Below are 23,661 nucleotides of genomic sequence, written 5' to 3' on the forward strand. Positions count from 1 at the left end.
ATGAAAATTATGGTTGCAATGAGTGGCGGTGTTGATAGCACGATGACTGCGAAATTTCTAAAAGAGCAGGGGCACGAGATTGAGGGTTGTTATATGAAGCTTCACTCAAAGCCGGGTTATCACGAAGAAAATATCAGAAAAGTAAAAAAAGTCGGCGATTTTCTTGGCATTAAGGTGCATATTTTAGATTTACAGGATAAATTTAACGACTTCGTTTATACTCCGTTTATAAATGGCTACAAAAACGGCGTTACGCCAAACCCTTGCGCCTTGTGTAATAAATTTATAAAACTTGGTGCTTTGCTTGATTTTGCAAAGGCAAATGGTTGCGATAAGCTTGCCACTGGGCATTACGTACAAATCATAAACGGCTTAATCACCGCCTCAAAAGACCCAAGCAAAGATCAAAGCTACTTCTTGGCACAAGTGCCAAAAGAGCTTTTAAACGATGTAATTTTCCCGCTTGGCGATAAATTTAAAGCCGATATTAAAGAGCTTGCAAAGTCAATCCCAGTTTTAAGCGAGTTTGGCACACAGGCTGAAAGTAGCGAAATTTGCTTTGTTGAAGACACTTATGTGCAGGTTTTGCAAAAGCATTTTAACACCGACCTGCCGGGCAATGTCGTGGATAAAAACGGCAAAATAATCGGCACTCATCAAGGCTATATGCATTACACGATTGGCAAAAGGCGTGGTTTTGAGATTAAAGGCGCTCACGAACCGCACTTTGTTTTAAGCATAAATGCCGATAAAAACGAGATAGTTGTCGGTAGCAAGGATGATTTAAAAGAGCGTGAGATTATGCTTGAAAGTGTGAATATGTTTATTGATGAGAGCGAGTTTGATTGTGCGGTAAAAATTCGCTACCGAAGCCCAAAAATCGCCGCAAAAGTAAGCGTAAATCGCGACACAAAAGAGGCAAAAATCACGCTAAATGATGAAGCTTACGGCGTGGCAAAGGGTCAGCTTTGTGTTATGTATCACGATGATAGCGTCATTGCAAGTGGGTTTATAATCTAAATTTTAAACAAAAGATGAAAAAAATTGTCTTTTGGTTGGCTTTTGCCACTTTTAGCTTTGCAGATTTAGTTAATGAGGGCTTAAATGCAGCTTATGCTGGCGAGCATAAAAAGGCTATTAATCTACTTTTAAAAGCCTGTGAGAGTAAAGACGCTACTGGGTGCTATAATCTTGGATTTATCTATTATCAAGGTGTTGGCGTAAAGCGGGACTATCAAAAGGCTTTTAGTTTATACAAAAAAGCCTGTAAAAATGGGGATGCTAATGGATGTAACGCTCTTGGCAGTATGTATTATCAAGGCGTTGGTGTAGAGCGGGATTATCAAAAGGCTTTTAATTTGTATAAAAAAGCTTGTGAGAGCAAGAGTGCCAAGGGGTGCTATAATCTTGGGTTTATGCATTATAAAGGCGTAGGCGTGAAGCAAGATAGAAGCAAGGCAAGAGAAATTTACGGCAAGGCTTGTGATTTGGGGATGAAAATTGGCTGCGATAATTATAAGACACTAAGCGAGTAATTTACTTATAATTTAATAAAAATTGTAAAACAAGGACTAAAATATGCCATTTTTAAAGGAGAAAATATGAAAATTTTACTCATAAATGGCGGTAAAAGCTTTGGTCATAGTCAGGGCAAATTAAATCAAACTCTGCACGATTTGGCTAAAAAGACACTTGGCGATTTAGGTCACGAAGTAAAAGAAACTATCATAGATAACGGCTATGATGTAGAGGTTGAGGTGCAAAAATTTTTGTGGATGGATGCTGTGATTTGGCAGATGCCAGGCTGGTGGATGGGCGAGCCGTGGATTGTGAAAAAATACATTGATGAAGTTTTTACGGCTGGTTATGGCTTACTCTATAAAAGCGACGGCAGACACGCTATCTCGCCAACAAAAGGTTACGGCACTGGCGGACTTTTAAATGGCAAAAGGCATATGCTCTCGCTTACGTGGAATGCTCCGATAGAGGCGTTTGATGAAAAAGATGACTTTTTTGAAGGCGTCGGCGTTGATGGTGTGTATTTACACTTTCACAAGGCAAATGAGTTTATAGGCATAAAGCCACTACCGACTTTTATCTGTAACGACGTGGTAAAAAACCCAAATGTGCCAGAGTATCTAAGCAGATACGAAGCACATTTAAAAAGGGTCTTTTCATAAATTTATGCACCGCTTGGTGCATAAATTACTTTTTAGTATCCAAAAACAGTTCTTTAAAGCGTTTGTTTGCGTAGTCTTCAATATCTCTTTGAAGTTGTTTGTAGGCGTTAATTAGCTCGTAAGCTCTTGGGTTTAGTGTAGTGCCAGCACTTCCGCCACCGCCAGTTTTTGAGATGACTAGCTCTTCGCCCATATTTTTGCTTAAAATTTGCAGGTGATTCCAGCATTTTTTGTAGTTCATACCTAAAATTTCAGCCGCTTTTGAGATTGAGCCGGTTTCTGCTATTGTTTCTAAAACTTCGGTTTTGCCCTTGCCAAAGAGCAACTCGCCATCGCTGTTTTCTATCCAAGTTTTCGTTTTTATTACCATTTTTTTGCCTTTTTTTTCTTTAAAACAGCCTAATTGACAAAATTTCACGTCAATGCCGTAATCTTTTAAGGTTGAGCGTATCTTTTTTAGCCCAACGCCACTTGCTAAGTCCCTTGCGTCTTTGCAAAAAATTCTGTTTTTCTCATCAATTTTTGGCTTTAAATCGTAAAATGTAAGCACGCTACCAAAGCCAAAAGCAAGCTTGCCAAACTGCCCAAGCTCACAAGAATCAATCTTTACGCCTATCTCATCGGCGATTTTGCCGACTTCTGCAATATCTACATTTAGCTTTTTTGCGATTTTAAACGCCACACCGCAGTCAAGTCTGCCATTTTTGTTTTTGTAAATTTCAATGTTTTGTGCTATTTTTTCACGCATAAATTCGCTCCAAACCGCTATAAACGTTTAAATTTTCACCCCTTGCAAAACCGCAAAGCGTGAGATTAAATTTTCTAGCAATTAGCACACCAAGGCTGGTTGGCGCAGTGCGTGAAACAAGCACGCAAATGCCGTTCATTACGGCTTTTACGACCATTTCAGAGCTTAGGCGACCGCTTACCATTAGGAGCGAATTTTCTAAATTTTCGCCGTTTAAAACAGCCTTGCCGATAGCCTTGTCAATGGTGTTGTGCTGGGCGATATCTTCGCCGATGTAGAAATTTTTACCACAAAAAATTTTAGCCGTATGTACACAGCCAGTCATCTCGTAAAGCTCACACTGCGTGTAAAACTCGCTCATCATCTTTGAAATTTCACGCCTTTGAAATTTTGCGGTGCTTTTTATGATTTTTGCGTTTAGGTTTTCTAAATTTACATTTGCCGTGACGCTTCGCCCGCAACCGCTAATTATCACGCTTTCAAAGTTAAAATTGCTAAGTGCGGTTTTGTTTTCGTTTGCGATGATTTTTACAGATAGGCTTTGTTCATCAAAGCTTACGTTTTTAATCTCGTCTTTGTTTGTGATTAAATTTTCGCTTAATAAATAGCCAACACCAAGTGCTTCTAAATCGGTGGGTGTTGCCATCATTGAGCCGATTTTAGCGTCATTTAGCACGATATCAAGCTTAATCTCTCTAACTAAAATATCATCAACCACGCCCTGCTCATCGGCTCTAAATTTTGTAATCTCTGTGGTAAAAATCGGTTGCATTTTAAGCCTTTTGACCCAAAAATTTTGGGTCAAAAATATTAAAGTTTAGGGTAAATTTTCTCATAATCTGAGGCTGGAATTTTGTTTTTTGAAACTAGCTCGTTATACCAGTAGTGGTGCAAGACATAGACCTCTTCTTCTTCTTTATAGCCAGTTATCATCGCCCAAATCGCGCCGTGAATAGCAATGACTGCCATATAAATGTGGATTAAGAAAAATAATGCACAAATTATGCCAAGTACGTTGTGAATTATGGCGGCTAGGCGAAGCAGTTCAATTTGCGAAATACCAAGCCAAGTAGCAACTGCTGGCTCTTTAAAGTCAAGAAAATACATACAAGCACCAGTGGCTATCATTAAAATTCCGCCCGGTATTGCTACCCAAAACCACTGCTTTTGACCGGCGTTAAATTTACCAGCTGGGATACATTTTTTATCTTTTGAAAGGTATCCGCCAAGCATTAACATCCATTTTAAGTCATAAGCCGTTGGCATCATACGCTTTATCCACGCAAAAAGCAGTGGTAAAACGGCAATGGCAAATAAAATCGTGGCAATGCCGTGAGAATTTTTAGCAAATCTAACGAAACTACCACCACCAAAGGTGCTACCCCACATCATAATAATGCCAGTGGGCACTAGCACGACCCACGAAATACCAGCCAAGCCGTGTGCTAAACGCTCAATTAGGCTAAATGCATAGACCTTTTTGCCATCGTGGCTAAAATGCTTTGGTCCAATTAGCAAAAAGTGAAGCGTAAAGGCTAAAACCACGCCTAAAATAGCAAGTAAGACGCCGTAAGCGAAGTATTCATTGCCTTGTAAAAATGTAAAAATTTTACCAAGTCCGCTCTCGTAGCCCTCTATATTTGTAACCCTATCAGCACCCCAAATTTTGCTGTCAAATTGATTTGTGCCGTCTGGCAAATGCAGGGCAAATGCGTTAATCGCAAGTAAAAAAAGTGTGAGAATTCTCATAGTCTATCCTTTGTGTAGTAGGCTATTTTCCACGTTAGAGAATTTTTTAAATCCTTCTCGCCGTAACCTCTATTTTCTACTCTGGTTTGATAAATTTGCTCAATTATAGCAGATTCTCCCACAAGTAAAGCTTTTGTTGAACACATAGCAGCACAAACTGGCACTTTGCCCTCGGCAATGCGGTTTTGTCCGTATTCTTCAAACTCTTCGTGTGAATTTGTAGCGATATTTACGCCACCAGCACACATTGTGCATTTATCCATACTGCCCTTAACGCCAAATGCGCCGTCCCTTGGGAATTGCGGTGCTCCAAACGGACAAGCATAAAGGCAATATCCGCAACCTATGCAGATATCTTTATCGTGAAGCACGATGCCATCGGCTCTGATGTGAAAACAATCAACCGGGCAAACAAGCGAACAAGGTGCGTCATCGCAGTGCATACAGGCTATTGAGGTTGAAATTTCTTTGCCTTGAATGCCCTCATTTAGCGTGATAACACGACGCCTACGAACGCCAATAGGTAGCTCGTGAGCCTCATCACAAGCTACCGCACAGCCGTTACAATCAATGCACCTGTCGTTATCGCAGTAAAATTTTAGTCTTTGTGCGTCATTAAATTTCTCCATTTTGCCCTCCTTACGCCTTTTGTATCCTGCACAAACCACCCTTTGTTTCAGGAATTTGTGTGACTATATCGTATCCGTAGTTTGTAACGGTGTTTGCACTCTCGCCCCAAGCGTAAGGTTTTGTGCCATCAGGGAAGTTTGCGGTCATATCAACGCCTTGCATAACGCCGGTAAAGTGAAATGGTAAGAATATCATATCAGGCGAAACTGAATGCACTAGCCTTGCTTTAACCTTGATTTTTGTGCCTTCTGGCGAGAAAATCCAAACCATATCGCCGTCTTTTAAGTCGTGCTTTTTGGCTAAATCTGGGTGGATATCAGCAAACATTTCTGGCGTGATACGTGCTAGGTATTTACTAGCTCTATTTTCAAGTCCAGCGCCGTTTAAATTCACAAGGCGACCTGTTACTAGATTAATTGGGAAGTCTTTTGCAAAATCACTGCTTTGCTGTAAGCTCTCGTATTTTGTATCAACCCTATAATGATTTGGCTTATCCTTAAAGCTTGGATATTTTTTGGCTAAATCGGTTCGTGGCGAGTGGATTGGCTCTCTGTGTTTTGGAATTTGATCAACAAAAGTCCAAACGATAGCTCTTGCTCTTGCGTTGCCATAAGGTGCTATGCCCTTTTGCATACATTTTTGTGCGATTAATCCACTGCCGTCAGTCGCCCAAGTATTGCCCATTTTTTCACGCTCTTCATCTGTAAGCTTAATGCCTAAGACCGCTTCAATGTTTGCCTTTGTAATCTCTGGATAACCGCCATTTACAGCACTTTCAAGTGGCGCTACGCCGTCTGCTGCTAGTTGATTTACGCCGTTGTGTTCAAGCCCAAAGCGGTTTCTAAATCCCATACCGCCTTTCATTACTGGCTTACTTACATCGTATAAATTTGGACTGCCCGGATGCTCTGTCGTCCAGCACGGCCAAGGTAGGCCATAATACTCGCCCTCAACAGGAGTGCCCGGCTTACCAAGAAGTGTTTTTTCATCAAATTTATCCCAGTTTTCTTGGTGATTTTTTAGCCTTTCAGGCGTCCAGCCAGTAAGTCCGATTGATTTTACGATATTTGAAATTTCACGAGTTGCGGCTTCTGGCCACTCAATTTTGCCGTTTTCATCTCTAATCGTGCGAGTTAGCTCATCGTAAAATCCTAAACGTTTTGCAAGTTCAAATAAAATTTCGTGGTCGGTCTTGCTCTCATACATAGGCTCAATGACCTTGCTTCGCCACTGACCGCTTCTGTTTGTAGCGACTACGCTACCGCTCGTTTCAAACTGCGTGGCTGAGGGGAGTAAGAAGATATTATCTTTTTTATTTGTAATAATACCAGCTTCATTTACAAATGGGTCGGCTAGGATTAGGAGTTCAAGATTATCAAGTCCTTCTTGCACCTTTGCTTGTTGTGCTGTTGAGGTTACGCCGTTGCCGATTACAAAGAGTGCTTTTAGGCTATCGCCAGCGTTGTTAATAGGGTCATTGCCATTTTTGCCGTCAAGCGGTCCAGCCCACCAGCGAGCTAGGGTAAAGCCCGGTTTAAACATCCATTCTGGTTTTACGAAGTTGCCTTGTAGCCACTCGTAATCTACGCCCCACATTTTGGCAAAATACTTCCAGCTACCCTCGTTTTTAGCGTAATAGCCCGGTAAGCTATCAGGTGCGTTTGCCATATCGCTAGCGCCTTGGACGTTATCGTGTCCTCTTAAAATATTACATCCGCCGCCACTTACGCCCATATTGCCTAAAACTAACTGCAAAATCGGAGCGATACGCGTATTTGAGCTGCCTATCGTGTGCTGAGTAAGACCCATAGCCCAAACGACACAGCCCGGCTTTGTTGTAGCAAAAATTTTAGTTATCTCTTTTAGCGTTTGTGCTGGCACGCCAGTTACATCTTCAACGACCTCTGGTGTCCAGTTTGCCGCTTCTTTGCGAATTTCATCAATGCCGTAAGTTCTCTCGCTTATAAATTTCTCATCAGCCCAGCCGTTTTGAAAGATTAAATTCATCATCCCATACATAAATGGTATATCAGTGCCGGGGCGGATTTGTGCGTAGTAATCAGCCTTTGCTGCTGTTCTTGTATAGCGTGGATCAACGACTATTAATTTTGCGCCGTTATTCTCTTTTGCCTTTAAAAAGTGTCTAAAACCAACAGGGTGATTTACTGCTGGATTTGAGCCGATTACAAAGATAGACTTTGAATTTTGGATATCTCCAAGGTGGTTTGTCATAGCGCCATAACCCCACGTATTCGCCACACCGGCGACTGTTGCGCTGTGTCAAATCCTAGCTTGGTGATCTAGGTTATTTGTCCCAAACATAGCTGAAAATTTACTGATATAGTAGCTTTGTTCGTTGCTTACCTTTGCTGAGCCTAAAAACATCACTTGCTCAGGGTTTTTCTCTCTGTAAATTTTTAGCTGAGCGGCGATTTTATCAAGTGCCTCATCATAGCTTATTCTTCGCCATTTGCCGTTTTCTTTTACCATTGGGTATTTTAAACGAACTTGTGAGCGAACCATATCTATCATATCAGAGCCCTTACAGCAATGCCCACCAGCACTTACAGGGTGGTCTTGTGCGACCTCTTGTCTAACCCAAACGCCATTTTGCACCTCTGCGACAATACCGCAACCTACCGAACAAGCAGTGCAGATTGATTTTGCAAATTTTGAGCCCGGATATGGATTTTTTATCTCCTCTTTACTCGCCTCTCTTGTTACGCCACTAGCACTCACGCCAAGCGTGGCAACAGCGCCAAGAGATGCCATTTTTAAAAATGAACGTCTGCCGACTTTTGGCGGCACTAAATTCACATTTGCCATCTTTTCTCCCTTAATTTAGTTTGCTTGTTTGTAATAAAATTCCCAGTTTTTGCTTCTTTTATACAAAACATCTTCGCCGTTTTGCGACTTTTGGGTGTTTTTTGCAACTGCCGTTGTCGCTACGACAGCACCCGTGCCTACGATGAGTTTTTTAAGAAACTCGCGTCTATCTTTTTTTTGCATTTTTTACCTTTCTTTGGTGTTTAAATCTTTAAATTTTCTCTTTTTATTACCCTCTCTTCTAATCGCTTCTGAGCGTGAAATTCCAGTTGTTTTTAGATTTTTCTCTCTTTGATAAAGTGGTTTTGATACGCCAAAATAGACACGCTCAAACTCCATAAAATTTCTAGTAATCACGCATACATTTTTATATAAATTAGCACCTTCGTGAGCGTATAATCTATCTAAAAATTCATCAATAAATGGATTTATAATTTGAACAAAAAGCTCATTTTCACGCTCTTTATAGCTCTCATCACCAGCTAAAATTTTAGAGATAAAGTCGCTCATTAGGGCAAAAACAAAGCCTATGTTATCCTCGTTTTCTTTAAAATCTATCTCGTTTTTTCTAATTGAGGTCTTTGCTAGAATTTGGCGGATTTTAACCAAAGCACTCCCAGCGCTGTAACCCTCATCGTAAAATGAAAATGTGTTGTGAAGTGGTTTTGGCGGTGCGTGAAAGACTTCATCGTATTCATCGCTTAGCTGATTTTGGCTAAAATTTTTAATCAAATCATTAATTGCTTCGTGGCTTTCATCATCAATTGCGTAATCTTTTATGATGTTTAGCGTTTCTAAAACACCAAAAAATCTATCATCTCTCACGCTAAAAACAAGAAATTTTGCCAGTAGCGAGTAGTAGATTTTTCTAGCGTTTAAGACGCTTAAATTTTCGTTATTCAATTTTTAGCCTTTTGTTTATCAATCATTTATAAAAGCCCTAAATTTAGGGTTTTAAACGATTCTACGAAACTTTACACTAAAAAGCCTTATTAATTAGCCTTAAAAAAATATAAGTTTTTAAAATTAAACTATTATTAAATATGCATTTAAGGCATATTGTAAATTTTGCCATTTTTGCAAAAATTTAGCATAAAAAAAGTATAATCACAGATTTTATTTAAAGGATTAAAAATGATAAAACGCACAAAAATCGTAGCAACGCTTGGGCCAGCAAGTGACAATGTAGAAACGATAAAAAAGATGATTTTGGCTGGGGTTAATGTATTTCGCCTAAATTTTAGCCACGGCACGCACGAGTATCACAAGCAAAACATTGATAAGGTAAGACAAGCACAGCGCGAACTTGGCGTTAGGGTAGGCATTTTACAAGATATTTGTGGGCCAAAAATTCGTATCGGCAAGCTTGAAAATCCGTTTGAGCTTTTTAGTGGCGATAGGCTTGATATTTATGCTAATGAGATTATGGGCGAAAAGGTCGGCGAAAATCACTACAAAACCTGCATAAATCAGCCTCAAATCATTAAAATTTTAAAGCCAAATGAATACGTTTATCTTTATGACGGCAATATCCGTGCAAAGGTGGTGGCTGTGAATGAAAATTTTGTCCAAACCACAATTGAAAATCACGGCGTTTTAAGCTCAAACAAGGGCGTAAATTTCCCAAATACTAAAATCGGCATTGAGGTTATCACGCCAAAAGATAGGGCTGATATGGAATTTGGCGCAAAAGAGTGCGTGGATTTTGTAGCAATTAGCTTTGTTCAGGACGCAAACGACGTTTTAAAGGCTAGAAAAATCCTAAATGAGCTAAAATCAAAGGCAAAAATTCTCTCAAAAATAGAGAAATTTGACGCTGTTGAAAACATTGATAAGATTATAAATGTAAGCGACGGCATAATGGTCGCGCGTGGAGATTTAGGCATTGAGGTGCCATATTATGAAGTGCCAACAATCCAAAAACTAATCATCAAAAAGGCAAACGCAAAGAGCAAACCAGTCATCACAGCCACTCAAATGATGCTCTCAATGGCGTCTCACGAAACGGCAACAAGAGCCGAGATAAGCGACGTCGCAAACGCCGTGCTTGACGGCACTGACGCTGTTATGCTTAGCGAAGAAAGTGCGGTCGGCATTAATCCAGTGGCTGTCGTTGAAGCGATGAGTAACACAATCGTGCAGGTGCAAAAAATTTACCCATACAATAAATTTGATGAGTTTGAGTTTTTAGATGAAACCGATATGGTCGCTTCATCGGCGGCTGCACTTGCTTATCGCTTAAAAGCTGACGGCATTATTTGCATTACAGGCTCAGGCAAATCGGCTTTAAAAGTGGCTAGAAACCGCACAAATATTGACATCATCGCCGTTACTCACGATGAGCAGATTGCTGGGTCATTAACCCTTGCTTGGGGCGTGGCTACGGCAAATTTCACGCTGCCAAAGTGCGACACTATAACCGAGCTTTTAATGAGAATGATAAAAGAGGGCGTTAAAAACGGGCTTGTTGATGAGAATAAGACTTACCTTGTAACGGCTGGTTTTCCAACTGGCGTTGAGGGTAGCACAAACTTTATGCGAATTTTACGCAAAGAGCAAATCAGGCATTATTTGGAGCTAAAAAGATGATTTTAAGGGCGAGTGGGGCGTTTTTTGGGGCGTTTTGCCTCTACTCGCTTTTGGTGTTTTTAGTTCAGGGCGTGTTTTTAACCAATCGCCTTGCCCCACTTATCTTTGCAGCCTTGCTAACCGCTATGGGGGGGGGTTACTGGGGTTATCTAAGCCTTATTTTTTAGCGTTTTTCTCGCTTTTTTGCATAGTTTTTGTGCCGTTTGGATTTTATTATTATGACTACAATTTTTACGTTTGGTTTTTAAATGCACTGCTTTTTGTGGTGAGTTTTAGTGTTTTTGTGCTGATTTTTATCTCGTATTTTGAAATTTATAGGTGGATTTTAGCACTCTTTGTGATAGCTATTAGCCTTATGCCAGCGGCTTATTTGCTCTATTTTTCATTTAGCCACAAGGTGTTTAATGCAAATGCCCTAATGGCGTTTATGCAGTCAAATTTTAGCGAGGCGCGTGAGTATTTTTTGGTAAATGTAAATTTTCTAACTGCGTTTTTGCTAATTATTTTGGTGCTTTTTGGCGTGATTTTTCTGAAATTTACGCCACTTCTAGCGGTAAAAAATCAAACTAAATCAAAAACTAGAATTTTAATCATCGTGCTGATTTTATCGCAGTTTTTCATCTATGAAAATGCAAATTTAAAGAGCCTTTTTATTGACGTGATAAAAAAGGAGCTTAAAATTTCAAGCCAGTATCACGCCTTTAAAGATGAGCGAATCGCAAAAATCGGCGAGATAAACGGCTCGTTTGGCGGAGTTTATCTCTTAGTCATCGGCGAGAGCGAGAATAGAAATTTTATGAGCCTTTATGGTTTTGATGAAAATACCACGCCACGCCTTGACGCCCTAAAAAACGATGAGAATTTCTTGCTTTTTAAAAACGCCTACTCAAACTACGTCCATACCACGGCGGTTTTAAAACAAGCTCTAACGGCGCTAAATCAATACAACAAGCTTGACTTTAAGCTCTCGCCTTCAATAATTGAGGTGGCAAATAGGGCTGGTTTTAATACCGCTTGGCTTTCAAATCAGGCAAAATTTGGCTTTTTTGGTGCGCCAAATTCTATGTTGGCCCTGCCGTCAAAATTCTCATTTTACACTAGCCTTGATGATAGCCAAGTCGGATTTGATGGGGTTTTGCTTGAAAATTTAAGGGCGTTAGAAATTTCAGAAAATATGCTAATCGTGCTTCATTTAATGGGTAGCCACACCGATTATAAAAAGCGATACCCAAGCGAATTTACTAAATTTGGGGGTAGCGATGATTTAGCACACTACAAAAACAGCGTGTTTTACAATGATTTTGTCGTGAGCGAGATTTTAAAAATTGCAAAAAATCTGCCAAATTTTAAGGCGCTCGTGTATTTAAGCGACCACGGCGAGGTCGTTGGGGTAGGGCACGATGCGGCAAGATATGATTTTGAGATGACAAAAATTCCGCTTTTTATCTATTTTAGCGATGAGTTTAGGCGTGAGTTTGGCGGATTTGAAATTTTAAAACAAAACGTAAATGAAATTTGGAGTAATGACTTGCTGTTTAATTTAATGAGTGCTTTAATGGGCGTTAAAAGCGCACTTTACGAGCCAGAAAACGACATCACAGGTCCGTTTTATGATAAAAATGTGAGCCGTTTTTTGACACTTCACGGAGCTAAAAAAATAGCTAACGAGCTTGGTTTAAAGGGCGATTTTCGTTAAAGCTTTTATAAATTTTAACGCCAAGAAAAACGATAGATGCGAGTATTGCAATGTGCTTAAATGGCAGGAATTTTAGCCCACTTTTTTTGATGATTTTTAGGGCTAGATTTTTAATCATTTGCGTGTGATTTTTGCTAATTTCGCCGATGATTTTGTCTTTTAGCTTTGTGGCTAAAATTATGGCAAGGCGTTTTAAATGCGGTTTTAAACTATTTTGTTTTTTATAAGCATTATTAATAAAATCGCAAAAATTTTTATAACCATTATTATTTTTACACAGGTTTTTACCAAAATTTGTAATCTCATAAACCCCACGACCGACCTTTAAAATGGGGCGTTTTTTAGCTGGTAAAGATAGAATTTCAGGGCTGTTTGAAATGGCATTTATTAGCAAATCAGCCCTATTTTGGGGCAAATTTGCATTTTGCTTTAAAAATGTGCTTATATCTTTTCGTGTGGCTTTTTCTTTTTTATTTAGAAAATTTAGCATTAAAAATAGATTTTTTGTATCCATATAACTCTCTTTGTTTTTTGAGAATTATATTTAAAATTATGTTAAATCAAGCTTTGAAAATCAGTCTGAAATTTCTGCTTTTATCTTGTGATAAAGGCTTAAAATTTCATCTTTTTTGATGATGAAGCTGTTTTTGTTTGCGATTAAGTGAGCTGAGCTTTGCATTATAGTTTCTGCCACTTTTAGCCCATTTTGACGCATTGTCGTGCCGGTTTCAACGACATCAACGATAGCATCAGCAAGCCCTACAAGCGGAGCTAACTCAATTGAGCCGTAAAGTTTGATGATTTTTAGGGCGATTGCCTTTTGAAAGAAGTAGTTTTTTGAGATATTTGGCATTTTTGTAGCGATTTTTAGCTCTGGACGCGCGTAGTCAAGCGTGTCATCTTGCCTAATGCCAACGCAAACCTTGCATTTGCCTATCTTCATATCAAGTAGTCTTACTACATCAACCTTGTGCTCTTCAAGCACGTCAAGTCCGACCACGCCGATATCAGCAGCACCTTCGGTAACATAAGTGGGTATGTCTTGATTTCTAACCAAAAAGAAGCGAAAGTCGCCCATATTAAGTATTAGTTTTCTATCTTCAAATTTAAAATCTAGTCCAAAAATTTTGCTAAAAATTTCAAGCGTTTCATCGGCAATTCTGCCCTTTGGTAGTGCGACTTTTATCATTTTATGCCCTTTTGTTTGATTAAATTTTGCATTGAGCGAAAGGCTAGCATTCTGTCATAAACGCCGTTTTTAAAAAATCGCGACAAAAACTGCCCGTCCCCGCCGGTAAAATAGACATTTTTGTCGCTTGCGGTTTCATTTAAAAGCGTGATTATTGGTTTAATAATGCCATAACTTATCGCATCGGCGGTCTTTTGTGGTAAAAAATCAAGCGAGATTTGCGAATTTATGGGGAGTTTTAGGCGTGGCGAAATGCCCTCGTAGGCTTTTAGCATAGCTGAAATTCCGGGTAAAATGTAACCGCCAAGGTGCTTTGAGTTTTGCATTACATCAATGGTTATCGCGCTGCCAGCATCAACGACTACGCCGTTTTTTACCGAGTAACAAGAGGCTATTCTATCAATGCCAAGCCCCTGATAGCTAGTGTCAAGCGTGAAAAAATTTTCAAGGTCAATGAAAAAAATTTGCGATTTTAAGTGCGGTTTTAACTCATCATTTACGCAGATAAAATAGACATTTTGCGTGGCTTTGTAGGCTTTAAAATCCTTAATGCTCATTGATGAAATTTTGCCGTTATCGCAAAAAGTGGCGTTTGTGTTGCCAATATCACACAAAATCATAGCACGTCCAGCCAGTGTTTTTTAGCTCGTTTTTTGCCTTTGAGCAGATCTCTGAGCTGTAAAAAAGTGTGCGTTTTTTTATCGCTGTGTCAAAATTTTGCTCTAAAATCGCAACGATTTGATTTAGATTAATGGCGTCTTTTTTAATGAGCCTTGACTTTGCGTTTCGTATAAAAACGATCTGATAAAAGCCCTTTAAATTCACGCCAAAATAGCAATCAAGTGTGCGAATTTTAGTTATCTCATTTAAAGCCACGTGCTTTAAATTTTTAAGCAAAATTTTCTTATTGCCAAACAGCTCAATGACTTTTTGATCCATTACTCAAACTTCACAAACTCATTGTCATAATAAAATTTATCGCCACTAATGAAGCTTTTATCATCAATCTCATCGCTAAGCTCAATGATTTTTGTATTTGCTAAATTTAGGTCTGTTTGTATGATGTAGCCCGTTTTTTCAACGATATAAAGCTTATTATTTACGACAGAAGCACCTGAAAAAATGGCGAATTTAAAGTAATTTTTGGCAAGTTCGTTTAGTTCAAGGTCGGTTTTAACCACGCCGCCGTCCTTTTTAAAGATGAAAATTTCATTGCCGTGGCGTATGAAATTTTTAATCTCGCCATCAAAATAGCTGATTTTTTGTGGATTTATCACGATTACTTTTTTTGCAGTCGCTGCTATCATATTATCATCAATCACGTCTAAATAGGTAACGTTATTAAAAAATGTTTCAGAGCTAATTACGATATCTTTTAAGATTTGCCCACTCTTTTGCACGACATAAATTCTGCCGTCAAGCGAAGGGTAGATGATGATTGAGTTTAGAAAAACTGGGGCTGCCACGCGTGAATCAATGGCAAAAACCTCTGATGATTTATACTCCATTAAGGTTTGGGCTGAGTTTAAGTCAATAAGGTAAATGTGATTTAATGCGCTAACAGCGGCAATTAGCCCTGATTTTATAGAAGCAGCTACGATTGCCGAGCCGTATTGCTTTGAAAATACGATATTACCGCTATCATCGCTAACTTCTAAAACGCCGTCAAGGTTTGCTGATATAAAAAGTCCGTCATCTTCGCCTAAAAATTTAAAGCCCTCTTTTAGCTTTATCTTGCTGTTTTGTCCGTTTTTCGTGATGATATTGCTGTTTTTTAGCGTTACACCAGCTATGCTGACATCTGAAATTTTAGAGTCTAGCGAGTGTTTTTTGATGCTATCTTTGCTTGTGATTTCAGGCTCAAAATACTGCCTTTTTGTGTTGCAACCGCTAAGAAATAGTGCCAAAATAATTGAAACAAGTGCGAAATTTTTCATTTTTTATACCCTTGGTAGTGTTGTAAATTTTTTGCTAGGTTTGAAAGTGGCGAGTTTAGCGAAATTTTGGCAAACTCGGCGTTTGCTTCGGCGATTTTATTATCTTTAAGATACAAAAACGCCCTTAAAAGCGTGTCGTATTCTTTGCCAATATCAGCACTACTTTGTCCAATACTTGCTTTAAAAATCTCTTTTATAAGCGGATCAACTGGCTCGTTTAAAAGCGATTTAACGCCGTTTATATCGCCATTATCGGTGTATTGTTTAAATTTAAAAAGAGCGTAGATTGAGGGCTCTTTTTGCTTTAAAATTTCTAAGGCTTGCGTGTCGTTTTTATCTAGGATTAGCCTTGAATAAGCGACATTTGCAGCCTCTTTACGGCTCTCATCAACGGCGTTATTAATAAAATATCCAGCCACAGCGACCACGCCGATAATGAAGGTCGCAATTAGCGGTTTTTTGTATTTTTTAAAAAATCTTTCGCCTTTAATAATGTTTTCAATAAACTGCTCTTGGGTGTTAAGCTCGTTTTTTATGACGTTTAAATCATCTTTTATAGCCAAAATTTGTCCTTATTTTTGAAATTTTAGGCGTAATTGTAGCATAAATAAATTTAAAACAGCACAAATTTAAAGCTTAATGTGCTATAATGGCAACCAAAATTTTTTCAAAAAAGGCTTTTTGTGAATATTGATGACACACTTCTTAATAAACTTGAAAAGCTATCATCGCTGAAAATTGGCGATGAAAAGCGTGATGAGATAAAAAAACAGCTAAGCGAGATTGTGAATTTTGTTGATGTTTTAAATGAGCTTGATTTAAGCAAGGATAAAGCAGTCGTAAATATGGCTAGCGGCGGGACTTTGCTTAGAGAAGATGTGGCAAATACAAGCCACGTAATAGATGAAATTTTAAAAAATGCACCGCTAAGAGATGGCAACTTTTTTGTAGTGCCAAAAATCATTGAGTAGGATAAAAAATGCAAAATTTAGACAGCGTAAAGACCATAAATACGGACATTGAAACACTTTTAAAGACCGTTGTTTTTAATAAAGCCAGCGACTTACACCTAATCTCACGAACCGAGCCACAAATTCGTATTGACGGCGTTTTAAGACCACTTGAACTTGGTGTTTTAACTGGCAAAGATATTGAACACCTTTGCTACGCTCTGATTACAGATACTCAAAAGAGCGAGTTAGAGACAAACAGAGAGCTTGACTTTGCGATAGAATTACCAAAAATAGGGCGTTTTAGGGGCAACTACTATTACACGATGAATGGCGATTTGGCCGCTGCGTTTCGTATAATCCCACTTGATGTGCCTTCGCTTGATGTGCTAAAAGCACCAGCCGTTTTTAAAGAGCTAATAAAGCGTGAAAAGGGGCTTATTTTGGTTACCGGACCAACTGGTAGCGGTAAATCAACAACCCTTGCGGCTATGCTAAATGAGATAAATTTAACCGAGCGAAAGCATATTATCACGGTTGAAGACCCGGTGGAATTTGTGCATCCAAACAAAAAGGCTATCTTTTCATATAGAAATATCGGCACCGATACGCAATCATACGCAAAAGCCCTAAAATACGCACTTAGACAAGACCCTGATATTATATTAGTCGGCGAGCTTAGGGATAGAGAAACCGTTGCTACGGCGATTACGGCGGCTGAAACTGGACACCTTGTTTTTGGCACACTTCACACAAACTCAGCCATTCAAACGATAAACAGGATAGTTGATAGCTTTGACGGCAGCGAACAGGTGCAAATAAGAAATATGTTAAGCATCTCGCTTGCGACAATCATCTCACAAAGTCTAATCCCAAAAATTGGCGGTGGCAGGACTGCAATACACGAAATTTTCATCAATAACGCAGCCATTTCAAACCTAATCCGTGAGAATAAAATTCACCAAGTTTATTCACAAATGCAACTAAATCAGCAACAAACCGGTATGCAAACCCAAACCCAGTCGCTCTTAAAGGCACTAAGAAGCGGACACATCACAAAAGAGAATGCCCTTAGATACTCAACAAACCAGCAAGAGTTAATCAATCTTATAAATTCAGGTAACGTTTAATGCAATTAGTTGAGTGGTTTGATATTATCATCATCGGAGCGGTCTTAATACTTGGCATAAAGGGTATTATAAACGGACTGATAAAGGAGATTTTTGGTCTTATCGGACTTGTTGGCGGACTTGTGGTTTCAAGCCGTTTTTCGCAGGTTGCAAGTGCGTTTATAAACGATAAAATTTACAAGATAGAAAATCAATCTTTGCTTGATTTTATCGGCTTTTTAACGCTTTGGCTTGGCTTTTGGATAGTTTGTATTTTAATAGGTAAATTCCTTTCAAAATTAGTCGGTGCAAGCGGACTTGGATTTTTAGATAGAATAGGCGGATTTATCGCTGGTAGCGGTAAAATTTTCTTGGTTTTAGCCGCTGTTTTAGCCGTGATTTCAAATACAAATTTAAACTCAAAAATAGAGCCATATTTTAAAGATAGCCACGTCTATCCAGTGCTTTTAGAGGCTGGTAAATGGATAGCAAATATGGATGTCAAGGCGATGAAAGATGACCTTTCAAATGTCGTTGATAGGACAAAAGATGAGAGCAAAAAGCTTGATAATTTAATTAAAATTGGTAACGAAATAGCAGATGAAAATTCTACAAAAAAGTCATTTAACATACAAATGAACGACAATAACGAAACTAAGGGAGAGTAAATGATAGAGAATTTAGAGTATGATGCGATACTTGAACAATTTAAGCGAATACTGCGTGAGAACGGCTTAAAATACACAAAACAGCGAGAGGTGCTAATAAAGACGCTTTATAACAGCGATGAGCATTTTACGCCAGAGAAGCTCTACTTATACATAAAAGAGCAATATCCAGAGCTAAATGTCGGCATAGCCACCGTTTATCGCACTCTAAATTTGCTTGAAGAATCAGAGATGGTTACCTCAATTAGCTTTGGCACACAGGGTAAGAAATTTGAGCTTGCTACCAAGCCTCATCACGACCATATGATTTGCAAAAAATGCGGTCTTATCGTGGAATTTGAAGATCAAATCGTTGAGAAACGACAGCTTGGCATAGCCAAAGAGCACGGCTTTAAACTAACTGGACATATGATGCAACTTTACGGAATTTGTGAGAGTTGTTCTAAAAACAACATAAAAGGTAGATAAGAGAGTGATATTTGACAATCAATTAGAAATTCAACGCCTAGCCACAGCAAATGAGCTACGCAAAAAAGGGATAAATCCATATCCGCATTTTATTAGAAAAGATATGAGTATTGCCTATTTTAGGTCAAAATTTAACTACATAAACGAGCTTGATGATAAAAAAGAAGATAGCATTTTAGTAGCACTAGCTGGTCGCATAAAGCTTATGCGTATCGCTGGTAAGGCGATTTTTGCCAACATTGAAGATGAGAGTGGCAATATACAAATTTATTTTAATAAAAATTCAATCGGCGATGAGTGGTTTGAAGAGGTTAAAAGAAACGTAGAAGTAGGCGATATTATTAAGGTTAGAGGTTATGCTTTTGTTACAAAAACTGGCGAATTTTCACTTCACGTAAGTGAGCTACAACTTGCTGCAAAGTCCATTTCGCCGCTACCAGAGAAGTATCACGGACTTGTGGATATTGAGACTAGATATCGTCAAAGATACCTTGATATGATTATGAATCCAGAGGTTAAAAAGGACTTTAAAGTCCGCTCAATCGTAATTAGCACGATAAGAAAATTTATTGAAAGCAAGGGCTTTTTAGAGGTTGAAACGCCGATGATGCACCCAATTGCTGGCGGTGCAAACGCAAGACCATTTGTTACTTTTCACAACTCGCTTGGCGTTGATAGATATTTGCGTATCGCCCCAGAGCTTTACTTAAAACGCCTTATTGTCGGTGGTTTTGAGGCGGTTTATGAGATGAATCGCTGTTTTAGAAACGAAGGTATGGACTTAACTCATAATCCAGAATTTACAAGCATTGAGTTTTACTGGGCGTATCACACTTACAGGGACTTAATGAATTTAACAGAAGAGCTATTTAATGTGCTATTAGATGAGCTTGATATGGAGAAGGTCTTTGAGTTTGACGGCTTAAAGCTTGACTTTTCAAAGCCATTTGCTAGGATAAATTACAAAAGGGCCATTGTTGAGATTGGTGGCATTGCGCCTGATATTGTTGAGAGCAAGGATAAAATTTTAAAAAAGCTAAGCGAAGACGGCTTTGAGGCAAATGAGAAGCTTGATTTAGGGCATCTTCAAGCCGAGCTTTTTGATAACTATGTAGAGCATAAGCTGATAAATCCGACATTTATTGTAGATTTTCCGATCTCAATTAGCCCACTTTCACGTAGAAGCGATGATAATCCAGAGGTGGCTGAGCGTTTTGAGCTGTTTATTGCAGGGCGTGAGCTTGCAAATGGCTTTAACGAGCTAAATGATCCAATTGATCAATACCACCGCTTTTCAGCCCAGCTTGAAGATAAAAAGGCTGGTAATGATGAAGCCCACGAAATGGACGAGGATTACGTTCGTGCATTAGGCTATGCTATGCCTCCAACGGCTGGCGAGGGGCTTGGCATTGATAGGCTTGTAATGTTACTTACAAATAAAAAATCAATAAGAGATGTTATCTTATTCCCAGCGATGAGACCACTAAAAGACTAAGGAGAAAAAATGAGTTTAGAGAGTTACGATAAGGAGATTTTTGACCTTACGCAAAATGAGTTAAAACGTCAGTGCGATCACCTTGAAATGATAGCTAGTGAGAATTTTACCTACCCAGAGGTTATGGAGGTAATGGGCTCAATCCTTACAAATAAATACGCCGAGGGGTATCCTGGCAAACGATATTATGGTGGTTGTGAATTTGTTGATGAGATTGAACAAATCGCCATTGACCGCTGCAAAAAGCTCTTTGGTTGCGAGTTTGCAAATGTCCAGCCAAATTCTGGCTCACAGGCAAATCAAGGCGTTTATGGTGCTTTATTAAATCCGGGCGATAAAATTTTAGGTATGGATTTAAGTCACGGCGGACACCTTACACACGGCGCAAAGGTCAGTAGCTCTGGCAAAATGTATGAGAGCTTTTTTTATGGCGTTGAGCTTGATGGACGCATAAACTACGATAAGGTCTTAGAAATCGCAAAAGTCGTCCGCCCAAAAATGATAGTTTGTGGTGCTAGTGCCTATGCAAGACAGATTGATTTTGCAAAATTTAGAGCCATTGCCGATGAGGTCGGAGCGTATTTGTTTGCCGATGTGGCTCACATTGCTGGGCTTGTTGTTGCAGGCGAGCATAACGACCCATTCCCACACTGCGACGTCGTAAGCTCAACCACTCACAAAACCCTTCGTGGCCCACGTGGCGGTATCATTATGACAAACAACGAAGAGTTTGCTAAAAAGATAAATTCAAGCATCTTCCCCGGAATTCAGGGCGGCCCGTTAATGCACGTAATAGCCGCAAAGGCTGTTGGTTTTAAACACAATCTAAGCGATGAGTGGAGAGTTTATGCAAAGCAAGTTAAGGCAAACGCTAAAAAGCTAGGCGAAGTTATGCTATCTCGTGGCTATGATTTAGTAAGCGGTGGCACTGATAATCACCTTATTTTACTTAGCCTTTTAAACAAGCCATTTAGTGGCAAGGACGCTGACATTGCACTTGGTAACTCTGGCATTACCGTTAATAAAAACACCGTTCCCGGCGAGATTAGAAGCCCATTTGTAACAAGTGGCGTTAGAATAGGCAGTCCAGCACTCACAGCACGCGGTATGAAAGAGGCTGAATTTGAGCTAATCGCAAACAAAATCGCCGACGTGCTTGATGATATAAACAACACAGCTCTTCAAGCAAAGGTCAAAGCTGAGCTAAAAGAGCTTGCAAGTAAATTTATAATCTATAACAAAGCGATGTTTTAATGCAAAGTATTGATACAGCTCTTATAAAGATGATAACAAGCCACTACTACATAAAACGCGACACAATCGTAAATAAGATAGAGTATAAGGGCAAAATTTTCTTTGATAAGTTTGAAAAAGTAAATGAGATGTTAAATTACAAGGTGATAAAAGAGCACGATGATGGCAATATCGTTGTCGCTCACCCACTTATAAATGCGTTTGATAAGGTTGAAAATATCGTTTTTGACTACAACGGCAGGACGCCAGAGCGTTTTTGGCACAGGGCACAGCTTTTGCTTCGTGAAGAGGGTTTTATAAATTTTACAGCCTACGAGAGCAAGACGCCCGGACACCTTCATCTTTACGTGCATAAGGGGCACACCACGCTAAATGAAGCCTATCAACTTGCAAATATGCTAAGTATGAAGCTATCTCAACGCCTAGCAAGAGAGTGGAGAATGTTTCCGACAATGGACCTGCCACGAGAGTTTAATATCCTAGCACTACCTTATAAGCTTTATCAAAAAGAGCGAGGGGCGAGCTGGTCTAAACATATGTAAAAGGGGTAAAAATGCAAAATAACGAGCTTAAAGATATACTTTTAGACAGAGATGATGAGCTAAAAAGTCAGAAGTTAAAAAAACTGCTTATGATTATTGCTGCTCTTTGTGTGCTTTTTTTAATTGTCATTGCCACGATGAAAATTCTAAACTCAAACGAGCAAGAACAGACCGCACAAATTGACTCTCGCTTAGTTTTGCCACCTATGCCAGATGAGGGCGTAGCCACGCAGGATACGGCTAAAAAATCTGATGAGCAGCTATTTAAGCAAGTGCCTATCGTGCCTGAAAACAAGGCAGAAGAGGACTTTGATGAGATGGTAAAAAGGCTAAAAGATAAAGAAAAGCCACAAGAGCCAGTCAAAGAGATAGCAACTAGTCAAACGCCAAAAGACACGCCAGTTGTCGTTAAAAAAGACGCCGTGATAAAACCAGCCGAGGTTAAAGATGTGGCTAAAAAAGATGAGAAAAAGGCTGATAAGAAAAAAGCCGAGCCAGTAAAAACTGCAAAAGATAGCCCAAAACAAAAAACTCCGCTAGAAGCCACGCTAACCAAGCAAGAAAAAATTCGCATTGAGCCACAGCAAAAACCGCAACCTAGCCAAAACGTGCAAAGCCAAAATTTACAAAGCGGTGCTTACGTGCAGGCATTTGCGACTAAGTCAGCACCAGACGCAAGAGAGTTGGCTAAAATTTCATCAAAGGGTTACACCTACAAAACGTTAAAAGTTGATGGCGTTACAAAGGTTTTAATTGGTCCATTTAGTGGCGAAAATCTAAAAAATGAACTGGCAAATATAAGAAAAGAGATAAACAAAGGTGCCTTCGTTTATAGGGTAAAATAGTGAAAATTTTCGCAGTTTTAGGCGACCCAGTCGCCCACTCAATCTCGCCACTTTTGCATAACAAAGCCCTGCTTGATTTAGGCATCAATGCCGCTTATGTGCGTTTTTGCCTAAAAAATGGCAGCGAGATAATCTCAAAATTTAAAGAGCTAAAATTAAGTGGAGCAAATGTCACCTTGCCACACAAAGAGTGGGCATTAAGGCTAAGCGACGAGGCATCAAGCACGGCAAAAGCGATAGGCTCGGCAAACACCCTAGTGCTTAAAAATGATAAAATTCACGCCTACAACACAGACGCACTAGGCTTTTTTAAATCAATTAGCGACTTTGGCAAAATTTCATCAGCCCTTTTAATCGGTGCTGGCGGCACAGCAAAGGCTATCTCTTACATTTTAAATCAAAACGGCATAAGGGTTGAAATTTTAAACAGAAGCGATGAAAAATTAGCCGATTTTAGGCAAAATTTTGAGTGCTTTTCGTGGCAAAATTTCACGCCAAAGGGCTATGATTTAGTCATAAACTCAACGAGTGCTGGGCTAAAAGATGAGCTTTTACCAGCTCCACTTGAAATTTTATTGCCAGTTTTAAAGCAGAGTAAATTTGCTTTTGATGTGATTTATGGCAAAAAAACTCCGTTTTTAAACCTTAGTAAGGATTGTAATTTAGCTAGTAAAGACGGGCTTGGTATGCTGATTTTTCAGGCAGTTTTGGCGTTTAATCTCTTTTTTAACGAGCAATTTAGCCAAGCAGATATAGAAAAATCAATGAGAAGCGTGATTTAACGCC

The 23,661-nt window shown here is 39.2% G+C and carries 28 protein-coding genes; 15 read left to right on the plus strand and 13 right to left on the minus strand.

From position 1 onward, the window contains the following. The 3 genes from mnmA (at nt 1) to NYG85_RS03960 (ending at nt 2,180) form a co-directional block, all read left to right on the plus strand. Nucleotides 1-1,020: a tRNA 2-thiouridine(34) synthase MnmA gene (gene mnmA / locus NYG85_RS03950; protein ID WP_284937183.1), complete on the plus strand. Its 1,020-nt coding sequence runs from the start codon at nt 1-3 to the stop codon at nt 1,018-1,020. A gap of 14 nt (nt 1,021-1,034) precedes the next feature. Next, a complete protein-coding gene (locus NYG85_RS03955; RefSeq protein WP_284937184.1) occupies nt 1,035-1,535 on the plus strand; it encodes a tetratricopeptide repeat protein in 501 nt (166 codons plus the stop codon). A gap of 66 nt (nt 1,536-1,601) precedes the next feature. Next, nucleotides 1,602-2,180 (plus strand): NAD(P)H-dependent oxidoreductase, encoded by a 579-nt coding sequence (locus tag NYG85_RS03960; protein WP_284937185.1) that lies wholly within the window; start codon nt 1,602-1,604, stop codon nt 2,178-2,180. A 25-nt stretch (nt 2,181-2,205) separates the two neighbouring features. On the opposite strand, the gene NYG85_RS03965 is transcribed toward NYG85_RS03960, so the two are convergent. The 7 genes from NYG85_RS03965 to NYG85_RS03995 are packed head-to-tail and all read right to left on the minus strand — an operon-like array spanning nt 2,206 to nt 9,036. After that, nucleotides 2,206-2,928 (minus strand): winged helix-turn-helix domain-containing protein, encoded by a 723-nt coding sequence (locus NYG85_RS03965; RefSeq protein ID WP_284937186.1) that lies wholly within the window; start codon nt 2,926-2,928, stop codon nt 2,206-2,208. Beyond that, nucleotides 2,921-3,700, minus strand: coding sequence for a formate dehydrogenase accessory sulfurtransferase FdhD (gene fdhD, locus NYG85_RS03970; protein WP_284937187.1), 780 nt, complete (start codon nt 3,698-3,700; stop codon nt 2,921-2,923). The genes NYG85_RS03965 and fdhD overlap by 8 nt, the downstream gene beginning before the upstream one ends. 38 nt (nt 3,701-3,738) lie before the next feature. After that, nucleotides 3,739-4,677 carry a formate dehydrogenase subunit gamma gene (locus NYG85_RS03975; RefSeq protein WP_284937188.1) on the minus strand — a complete coding sequence of 313 codons (939 nt, stop codon included), beginning with the start codon at nt 4,675-4,677 and terminating at the stop codon, nt 3,739-3,741. After that, entirely contained in the window at nt 4,674-5,306 is a 633-nt protein-coding gene (gene fdh3B, locus NYG85_RS03980) for a formate dehydrogenase FDH3 subunit beta (RefSeq protein WP_284937189.1), read from the minus strand. Before fdh3B ends, NYG85_RS03975 begins: the two co-directional genes overlap by 4 nt. 10 nt (nt 5,307-5,316) lie before the next feature. Further along, nucleotides 5,317-8,133, minus strand: coding sequence for a formate dehydrogenase subunit alpha (locus tag NYG85_RS03985; protein ID WP_284937190.1), 2,817 nt, complete (start codon nt 8,131-8,133; stop codon nt 5,317-5,319). A gap of 15 nt (nt 8,134-8,148) precedes the next feature. After that, nucleotides 8,149-8,316 carry a Tat pathway signal protein gene (locus tag NYG85_RS03990; RefSeq protein ID WP_284937191.1) on the minus strand — a complete coding sequence of 56 codons (168 nt, stop codon included), beginning with the start codon at nt 8,314-8,316 and terminating at the stop codon, nt 8,149-8,151. A gap of 3 nt (nt 8,317-8,319) precedes the next feature. Continuing rightward, the gene (locus NYG85_RS03995) at nt 8,320-9,036 is read right to left on the minus strand and encodes a TorD/DmsD family molecular chaperone (RefSeq protein ID WP_284937192.1); all 717 of its coding nucleotides are present in this window, start codon (nt 9,034-9,036) and stop codon (nt 8,320-8,322) included. A 231-nt stretch (nt 9,037-9,267) separates the two neighbouring features. Between NYG85_RS03995 and pyk the strand changes: the two genes are divergently transcribed. The 3 genes from pyk (at nt 9,268) to NYG85_RS04010 (ending at nt 12,418) form a co-directional block, all read left to right on the plus strand. Next, nucleotides 9,268-10,722 (plus strand): pyruvate kinase, encoded by a 1,455-nt coding sequence (gene pyk, locus NYG85_RS04000; protein ID WP_284937193.1) that lies wholly within the window; start codon nt 9,268-9,270, stop codon nt 10,720-10,722. Beyond that, nucleotides 10,719-10,889: a hypothetical protein gene (locus NYG85_RS04005; protein ID WP_284937194.1), complete on the plus strand. Its 171-nt coding sequence runs from the start codon at nt 10,719-10,721 to the stop codon at nt 10,887-10,889. Before pyk ends, NYG85_RS04005 begins: the two co-directional genes overlap by 4 nt. A gap of 116 nt (nt 10,890-11,005) precedes the next feature. Continuing rightward, nucleotides 11,006-12,418 carry a phosphoethanolamine transferase gene (locus tag NYG85_RS04010; RefSeq protein ID WP_284937195.1) on the plus strand — a complete coding sequence of 471 codons (1,413 nt, stop codon included), beginning with the start codon at nt 11,006-11,008 and terminating at the stop codon, nt 12,416-12,418. On the opposite strand, the gene NYG85_RS04015 is transcribed toward NYG85_RS04010, so the two are convergent. The 6 genes from NYG85_RS04015 to NYG85_RS04040 are packed head-to-tail and all read right to left on the minus strand — an operon-like array spanning nt 12,384 to nt 16,107. After that, nucleotides 12,384-12,932: a restriction endonuclease gene (locus tag NYG85_RS04015; RefSeq protein WP_284937196.1), complete on the minus strand. Its 549-nt coding sequence runs from the start codon at nt 12,930-12,932 to the stop codon at nt 12,384-12,386. The two genes, NYG85_RS04010 and NYG85_RS04015, sit on opposite strands and share 35 nt — an antisense overlap. Nucleotides 12,933-12,992: 60 nt before the next feature. After that, nucleotides 12,993-13,607: an ATP phosphoribosyltransferase gene (gene hisG / locus NYG85_RS04020; protein ID WP_284937197.1), complete on the minus strand. Its 615-nt coding sequence runs from the start codon at nt 13,605-13,607 to the stop codon at nt 12,993-12,995. Then, complete coding sequence (locus NYG85_RS04025) at nt 13,604-14,227, minus strand: type III pantothenate kinase (protein WP_284937198.1); 624 nt, start codon at nt 14,225-14,227, stop codon at nt 13,604-13,606. The genes hisG and NYG85_RS04025 overlap by 4 nt, the downstream gene beginning before the upstream one ends. Next, nucleotides 14,214-14,546 carry a hypothetical protein gene (locus tag NYG85_RS04030; protein ID WP_284937199.1) on the minus strand — a complete coding sequence of 111 codons (333 nt, stop codon included), beginning with the start codon at nt 14,544-14,546 and terminating at the stop codon, nt 14,214-14,216. Before NYG85_RS04030 ends, NYG85_RS04025 begins: the two co-directional genes overlap by 14 nt. Next, nucleotides 14,546-15,544 carry an L-seryl-tRNA selenium transferase gene (locus tag NYG85_RS04035; RefSeq protein ID WP_284937200.1) on the minus strand — a complete coding sequence of 333 codons (999 nt, stop codon included), beginning with the start codon at nt 15,542-15,544 and terminating at the stop codon, nt 14,546-14,548. Before NYG85_RS04035 ends, NYG85_RS04030 begins: the two co-directional genes overlap by 1 nt. After that, entirely contained in the window at nt 15,541-16,107 is a 567-nt protein-coding gene (locus NYG85_RS04040; protein ID WP_284937201.1) for a YfgM family protein, read from the minus strand. Before NYG85_RS04040 ends, NYG85_RS04035 begins: the two co-directional genes overlap by 4 nt. A gap of 120 nt (nt 16,108-16,227) precedes the next feature. Between NYG85_RS04040 and gatC the strand changes: the two genes are divergently transcribed. From gatC to NYG85_RS04085, 9 genes are read left to right on the plus strand one after another with little or no spacing between them, the layout of a single operon-like run. Continuing rightward, on the plus strand, nt 16,228-16,515 hold the full coding sequence (gene gatC / locus NYG85_RS04045) for an Asp-tRNA(Asn)/Glu-tRNA(Gln) amidotransferase subunit GatC (RefSeq protein WP_284937202.1): 288 nt from the start codon (nt 16,228-16,230) through the stop codon (nt 16,513-16,515). An 8-nt stretch (nt 16,516-16,523) separates the two neighbouring features. Further along, a complete protein-coding gene (locus tag NYG85_RS04050; RefSeq protein ID WP_284937203.1) occupies nt 16,524-17,624 on the plus strand; it encodes a type IV pilus twitching motility protein PilT in 1,101 nt (366 codons plus the stop codon). Continuing rightward, a complete protein-coding gene (locus tag NYG85_RS04055) occupies nt 17,624-18,271 on the plus strand; it encodes a CvpA family protein (protein ID WP_284937204.1) in 648 nt (215 codons plus the stop codon). Before NYG85_RS04050 ends, NYG85_RS04055 begins: the two co-directional genes overlap by 1 nt. Beyond that, nucleotides 18,272-18,739, plus strand: coding sequence for a Fur family transcriptional regulator (locus NYG85_RS04060; protein ID WP_284937205.1), 468 nt, complete (start codon nt 18,272-18,274; stop codon nt 18,737-18,739). Between the two features lie 7 nt (nt 18,740-18,746). After that, complete coding sequence (gene lysS, locus NYG85_RS04065) at nt 18,747-20,234, plus strand: lysine--tRNA ligase (protein ID WP_284937350.1); 1,488 nt, start codon at nt 18,747-18,749, stop codon at nt 20,232-20,234. 9 nt (nt 20,235-20,243) lie between these two features. Next, nucleotides 20,244-21,488 (plus strand): serine hydroxymethyltransferase, encoded by a 1,245-nt coding sequence (locus tag NYG85_RS04070; RefSeq protein WP_284937206.1) that lies wholly within the window; start codon nt 20,244-20,246, stop codon nt 21,486-21,488. Further along, nucleotides 21,488-22,030, plus strand: a complete 543-nt coding sequence (locus NYG85_RS04075) for a DUF1882 domain-containing protein (RefSeq protein WP_284937207.1) — start codon at nt 21,488-21,490, stop codon at nt 22,028-22,030. Before NYG85_RS04070 ends, NYG85_RS04075 begins: the two co-directional genes overlap by 1 nt. 11 nt (nt 22,031-22,041) lie before the next feature. After that, nucleotides 22,042-22,875, plus strand: coding sequence for an SPOR domain-containing protein (locus tag NYG85_RS04080; protein ID WP_284937208.1), 834 nt, complete (start codon nt 22,042-22,044; stop codon nt 22,873-22,875). Beyond that, nucleotides 22,875-23,657 carry a shikimate dehydrogenase gene (locus tag NYG85_RS04085; RefSeq protein WP_284937209.1) on the plus strand — a complete coding sequence of 261 codons (783 nt, stop codon included), beginning with the start codon at nt 22,875-22,877 and terminating at the stop codon, nt 23,655-23,657. Before NYG85_RS04080 ends, NYG85_RS04085 begins: the two co-directional genes overlap by 1 nt. Nucleotides 23,658-23,661: the final 4 nt, after the last annotated feature.

This window comes from Campylobacter gastrosuis, from assembly GCF_030249845.1.
In the GTDB taxonomy this organism is placed as follows: Bacteria; Campylobacterota; Campylobacteria; order Campylobacterales; family Campylobacteraceae; genus Campylobacter_A; species Campylobacter_A gastrosuis.

Excerpts from the sequence above, each read along its gene's own strand:
- mnmA (WP_284937183.1), top strand. The coding sequence starts at position 1 with ATGAAAATTATGGTTGCAATGAGTGGCGGTGTTGATAGCACGATGACT.
- NYG85_RS03955 (WP_284937184.1), top strand. The coding sequence starts at position 1,035 with ATGAAAAAAATTGTCTTTTGGTTGGCTTTTGCCACTTTTAGCTTTGCA.
- NYG85_RS03960 (WP_284937185.1), top strand. The coding sequence starts at position 1,602 with ATGAAAATTTTACTCATAAATGGCGGTAAAAGCTTTGGTCATAGTCAG.
- NYG85_RS03965 (WP_284937186.1), bottom strand. The coding sequence starts at position 2,928 with ATGCGTGAAAAAATAGCACAAAACATTGAAATTTACAAAAACAAAAAT.
- fdhD (WP_284937187.1), bottom strand. The coding sequence starts at position 3,700 with ATGCAACCGATTTTTACCACAGAGATTACAAAATTTAGAGCCGATGAG.
- NYG85_RS03975 (WP_284937188.1), bottom strand. The coding sequence starts at position 4,677 with ATGAGAATTCTCACACTTTTTTTACTTGCGATTAACGCATTTGCCCTG.
- fdh3B (WP_284937189.1), bottom strand. The coding sequence starts at position 5,306 with ATGGAGAAATTTAATGACGCACAAAGACTAAAATTTTACTGCGATAAC.
- NYG85_RS03990 (WP_284937191.1), bottom strand. The coding sequence starts at position 8,316 with ATGCAAAAAAAAGATAGACGCGAGTTTCTTAAAAAACTCATCGTAGGC.
- pyk (WP_284937193.1), top strand. The coding sequence starts at position 9,268 with ATGATAAAACGCACAAAAATCGTAGCAACGCTTGGGCCAGCAAGTGAC.
- NYG85_RS04005 (WP_284937194.1), top strand. The coding sequence starts at position 10,719 with ATGATTTTAAGGGCGAGTGGGGCGTTTTTTGGGGCGTTTTGCCTCTAC.
- NYG85_RS04015 (WP_284937196.1), bottom strand. The coding sequence starts at position 12,932 with ATGGATACAAAAAATCTATTTTTAATGCTAAATTTTCTAAATAAAAAA.
- hisG (WP_284937197.1), bottom strand. The coding sequence starts at position 13,607 with ATGATAAAAGTCGCACTACCAAAGGGCAGAATTGCCGATGAAACGCTT.
- NYG85_RS04025 (WP_284937198.1), bottom strand. The coding sequence starts at position 14,227 with ATGATTTTGTGTGATATTGGCAACACAAACGCCACTTTTTGCGATAAC.
- NYG85_RS04030 (WP_284937199.1), bottom strand. The coding sequence starts at position 14,546 with ATGGATCAAAAAGTCATTGAGCTGTTTGGCAATAAGAAAATTTTGCTT.
- NYG85_RS04035 (WP_284937200.1), bottom strand. The coding sequence starts at position 15,544 with ATGAAAAATTTCGCACTTGTTTCAATTATTTTGGCACTATTTCTTAGC.
- NYG85_RS04050 (WP_284937203.1), top strand. The coding sequence starts at position 16,524 with ATGCAAAATTTAGACAGCGTAAAGACCATAAATACGGACATTGAAACA.
- NYG85_RS04055 (WP_284937204.1), top strand. The coding sequence starts at position 17,624 with ATGCAATTAGTTGAGTGGTTTGATATTATCATCATCGGAGCGGTCTTA.
- NYG85_RS04060 (WP_284937205.1), top strand. The coding sequence starts at position 18,272 with ATGATAGAGAATTTAGAGTATGATGCGATACTTGAACAATTTAAGCGA.
- NYG85_RS04070 (WP_284937206.1), top strand. The coding sequence starts at position 20,244 with ATGAGTTTAGAGAGTTACGATAAGGAGATTTTTGACCTTACGCAAAAT.
- NYG85_RS04075 (WP_284937207.1), top strand. The coding sequence starts at position 21,488 with ATGCAAAGTATTGATACAGCTCTTATAAAGATGATAACAAGCCACTAC.
- NYG85_RS04080 (WP_284937208.1), top strand. The coding sequence starts at position 22,042 with ATGCAAAATAACGAGCTTAAAGATATACTTTTAGACAGAGATGATGAG.